The sequence below is a fragment of the Aurantibacter sp. genome (assembly GCF_042094015.1).
GTDB lineage: Bacteria > Bacteroidota > Bacteroidia > Flavobacteriales > Flavobacteriaceae > Aurantibacter.
The window spans coordinates 1-4,594 of record NZ_JBELDZ010000075.1 but is presented as its reverse complement, the minus strand read 5'-3'; the positions used below and the strand labels follow the sequence as shown (position 1 = coordinate 4,594).

Annotated in this window: 3 protein-coding genes and 1 pseudogene; 3 read left to right on the top strand and 1 reads right to left on the bottom strand. The window is 33.0% G+C overall.

What is annotated here, in order from left to right; translation table 11 throughout:
- The 3 genes and pseudogenes from ACFDSN_RS10070 to ACFDSN_RS10060 form a co-directional block, all read left to right on the top strand.
- Positions 1–759 (top strand): annotated as a pseudogene (locus tag ACFDSN_RS10070) (hypothetical protein); the annotation flags it as partial.
- A gap of 2 nt (positions 760–761) precedes the next feature.
- Positions 762–1,721, top strand: coding sequence for a hypothetical protein (locus ACFDSN_RS10065; protein WP_375239724.1), 960 nt, complete (start codon positions 762–764; stop codon positions 1,719–1,721).
- A 396-nt stretch (positions 1,722–2,117) separates the two neighbouring features.
- Positions 2,118–2,720 carry a hypothetical protein gene (locus tag ACFDSN_RS10060; protein WP_375239723.1) on the top strand — a complete coding sequence of 201 codons (603 nt, stop codon included), beginning with the start codon at positions 2,118–2,120 and terminating at the stop codon, positions 2,718–2,720.
- A gap of 143 nt (positions 2,721–2,863) precedes the next feature.
- Here ACFDSN_RS10060 and ACFDSN_RS10055 read toward each other — a convergent pair whose 3' ends face one another.
- Positions 2,864–4,450: a YdiU family protein gene (locus tag ACFDSN_RS10055; protein ID WP_375239722.1), complete on the bottom strand. Its 1,587-nt coding sequence runs from the start codon at positions 4,448–4,450 to the stop codon at positions 2,864–2,866.
- Between the last annotated feature and the right edge of the window lie 144 nt (positions 4,451–4,594).

Sequence of the window (4,594 nt, the reverse complement as noted above, 5' to 3'; positions counted from 1 at the left end):
GGAGTTTATTCTGAAACATTTTTAACAACGACAAATGTTAATGGTTTAATTAATTTAGCGGTTGGAAGCGGAACGACTACAGATGATTTTTCAATAATTGATTGGTTAAATGGCCCATACTTTTTAGAGGTTGCTGTAGATTTAAGTGGAGGAACATCTTTTTTAATATTAAATGTTAGTCAACTTATGAGTGTTCCATATGCACAATATGCAAAATCTTCTGGTACAGGTGCTGGACCTCAAGGACCACAAGGACCTCAAGGTCCAGCGGGAAATGATGCTGTAGAATATCATATTCAAGCTGGATTAGTTGGTACAAGTGTTAACGGCACGGGAACTAATCAAGATCCTTATGTGGTAAGTTCAAAAACATATAGCATAGGGTATTGGGCAGAATTGGGAGGTTATGTTTTTCAGATATCACCAGATGGAAGACATGGAATAGTTGCAGAAGTAATAGATCAAGGCTATGATACATGGGCTGAGGCAGAAAATAAAACCACATTTACGAATACACATTCTGGTAATGCTCAGTATTTTATGGATTGGAGGTTACCTAATGCTTATGAATTAAGTTTAATGATGACTTATAAAAATGCTATTGGTGGGTTTGTAAATGGAGCATCATATTGGTCTTCTACGATAACTACTGCTAGTAGTGGTTATAAATCTATTTATACTCATAATACAGATGGTACATATAATTATCAAACAAGCCCTATAAGCTCATTTTATGTACGTTCAATCAGAACTTTTTAATTATGAAAAAAACGAAACAATGTCATAAAAAAGTAAATTGTATATTATTTTTTATGATGCTACTTACTTTAAGTATAACTTACGGGCAGGCTCCAGAAAAAATGGTTTATCAAACTATAGTTAAAAATACTTACGGTGAACCGATATCGAACCAAAGTGTTAATTTAAGAATGACCATTCAACAAATGATTCCAGGTGGGCTTAGTGTATATACAGAAACATATACTAAAACTACAGATAATTTTGGTTTAATTAAATTAGATATTGGTACAGGTACTTCTGTAGATGATTTTAGTGCAATAGATTGGTCTTCTGGACCATTTTATTTAGAAACTGCTATTGATGTAACTGGAGGTACAAGCTATAATGTAATTGGGGCAGAGTTGTTAACAAGTGTTCCCTATGCGCTATATGCAAAAACTGCAGGTACGGATGGTCCTCAAGGCCCAGAAGGTCCAATAGGAGCAATAGGATTGGATGGACAAAATGGATCTGTTGTTGGCGGTCCAGAAATATCTGTAACTGGCACTGGTTTAACTACTGACCCGTTTGAGGTAAGTTTAAAGCAATATACTATAGGATATTGGGAGGAGTTAGGAGGTTATGTTTTTCATTTATCTCCGGATGGTAGACATGGAACCGTAATAGAAACAATTGATCAAGGAATTGCACCTGCAAATGGGCATACGTCAATATTATCTGACCCACAATATCACTCCACAGCTGGACAAAATTTTTTTGATTGGCGTTTGCCATCTGTAGATGAATTAGCCTTAGTATTTCAATATTTTTCTAATGATGTTACAGGTTTTTCAGATACATTATATTATCTAACAAACACAAAAGATACAAATATAAGCGGAGGCATTTTATGGCAAAACCATGTTATTAATACGGGTAGGGCAATTTTAATATACGGTTCATCTGTATCTGCAAAAATAAGAAGTGTTCGCTCATTTTAATGAAGTATTAAGCTTGTCTTAAAATAATTTTAAAAGTTTATGAAAAAAATAATAGTATTTATTGTTTACCTATTAGTATTTATTTCTTACAGCCAATCTCCACCTAGTTTTCCTTATCAAGTGGTTGTTAAAGATATTTCCAATAACACTATAAATAATGTAGCTGTTGGGGTTCAAATAAATATAAAACAAGGGACTATAGGCGGAACTATCCTATACACGGAAAGTTTCCAACCCGTTACCAATGGGTTTGGGTTAATTAATTTAGGTATAGGTACTGGCTCAACTGCGGATGACTTTACAAATATAGATTGGGCCAATGGACCATATTTTATTGAAACGGCAATAGATGTTACAGGTGGCACTAATTATCAAACAGTTGGTGCCAGTCAATTAATGAGCGTGCCATATGCTTTACATGCAACTACATCTGGCAATGGTCCAGGACCAATTGGAGCACAAGGTATAGATGGTGAAGCTGGGGCAGCTGGTTTAGGAGGTGTTTTAACATCCGGAACAGGAATTACTGTTACGGGTACAGGTACTGTAGGTAATCCATATAATGTATTACCAAAATCATATACTTTGGGGTATCATGAAGAGTTAGGCGGATATGTATTTAGAGTTAATGCTAATGGCAGACATGGCATAGTCATGACACGCTATCCATTGGGAGGAACTTATACTGAAATGAACTGGAATGATGCACAAAATGCAATAGGAGATATCAGTAATTATCCTGTTGAAGCAAGAAATTTTTCAGATTGGCGTATTCCAACTAAATTCCAACTTTATTTTATACTAGAATCAGAACATCTTTTGACTTACCTGGCTAATCCCACATTGCATGGTTTTTGGAGCTCCACTGAGGATACTAATTATTTAAGAGCATATAGAAGAGGATATATCTATGACAATGCTTCTTCTAGTTATATACAATCCAATTATACCGTGGTTAAAACTGAATTAAATACAGTTATAGCTATTCGTTATTTCTAAAAGGTATAAGTTTTTAAGTAAATTTGAATATTACACCATAACAATTCCAAAGATTATTAGAATTTTTGTATTGGCAAATAATGCTTGACAATGAGTACATTAGAATATAAATTAAAAAACAGTTGTAAGGTTAAATTAATAATTTAAGAACTACAAGACAACATAGAGCAACCTATTTTATTTCTTGCCCATTCAGGTCGTTTAGTAAACCATTTTTGATATTCAGGTTGCTCATTGTATGGTTGTTTTAATAGATGAAATAACTCATCTATTAAAGTATAACTTCCTTTGTTTGCCTCATCTATGGCTAACTGACTCATGTAGTTTCTTAATACATATTTAGGATTAACCAAATTCATATTAAGTAAGCGTTCTTTTGGTGTAACGTGTTCTAGATTTAAACGTTCAGCATAGGTTTTAAACCATTCAGACCATTTTGTTTTATTTTTTTCTGAAATAGCCTCAGGTGTATAAAAGGCATCGTTTATAGTTTTTTTCCAAGTATTTGGTTCTTCAGAATTAAAACTAGCTAAATTCCTAAAGAAAATTGTCATATCTGTTTCTGTAAGTTGAAGACAATCTTCAAGTGAATTAATTAAACCAATATCAGACTTTTCTTTTAATTTTAATCCTAATTTACTTCGCATCATATCTAAATAAGCTATTTTAGAAGTCTCTGCAAAATTTTGCAAAGTAGTTTCTAAACCTTCAGCTTCTTTAATTAAAGGATATAATGCATTTGCTAATTGGTATAAATTCCAAAGCACTACATCTACTTGTGCACCAAATCTATAACGTTTATTTTGATTATCTGTTGTGTTTGGTGTCCAACCTAAATCGTAGCCTTCTAGCCAACCATATGGACCATAATCTATAGTCAGACCAAGAATAGACATGTTATCTGTATTCATTACACCGTGTACAAAACCTACACGTTGCCATTCTATAACCATTTCTAAACTGCGATTTGCAACTTCATTAAAAAAAGCACTATAAGTGTTTTTATCAATAATTGCGTTATTGGGTTTTGTCGATTCTATAAGTTCTGGGTAATGTGAAATAATAGTAAAATCTACTAATTTTTTAAGTGAGTCTAAATCGTGTTTAGCTGCAAGAACTTCAAAACTACCAAAACGTAAAAAACTTGGTGAAACTCTACATACAATTGCACCTTTTTCATATTCAGGATTTCCATTGTACAAAACATCTCGTAAAACTTGGTCTCCAGATAAAGCTAAACTTAAAGCACGTGTAGTTGGGATACCTAAATAATACATAGCTTCGCTACATAAGTATTCACGAATAGAACTACGTAATACCGCTAATCCATCTGCATTTCTGGAATATGGTGTTGGTCCTGCACCTTTTAATTGTATTGTCCAGTTTTTATTTAGATATTCTATTTCAAATAAATTAATAGCTCTACCATCTCCTAATTGTCCAGCCCAATGTCCAAATTGATGTCCGCCATAACACATAGCAAATGGTGTTGTGTCTTGATAAACTTCATTTCCAGTAAAAACGTTTAAAAATGTTTCAGATTTAGAATCTTCTTCAGTTAAACCTACTATATTAAGTAATTCTGGAGAGGTGTGGATTAATTGAGGTTTTTTTGTCTGTTTAGGAAATACGTAACTAAAACAGGCATTAGAAACTTGTCTAGGTGTGTTTTCTAATACATTATCCGCTGGTAAATTTGTTGTAAAGGTATTTTTTAAATGAAGTTTCATCTTTTAGAAATTCTTTAGAAGGTAAAGATACGAGAAGTTTTAGCTAAATTTAGAGCATAAAAAAAGCTTTACTTAAAAAGTAAAGCTTTTTGCGGAGAAAGAGGTAAGTGAACCTCTTTCGTAGTGCCTTTATTTATTACTGTT

Excerpts from the sequence above, each read along its gene's own strand:
- ACFDSN_RS10065 (WP_375239724.1), top strand. The coding sequence starts at position 762 with ATGAAAAAAACGAAACAATGTCATAAAAAAGTAAATTGTATATTATTT.
- ACFDSN_RS10060 (WP_375239723.1), top strand. The coding sequence starts at position 2,118 with ATGAGCGTGCCATATGCTTTACATGCAACTACATCTGGCAATGGTCCA.
- ACFDSN_RS10055 (WP_375239722.1), bottom strand. The coding sequence starts at position 4,450 with ATGAAACTTCATTTAAAAAATACCTTTACAACAAATTTACCAGCGGAT.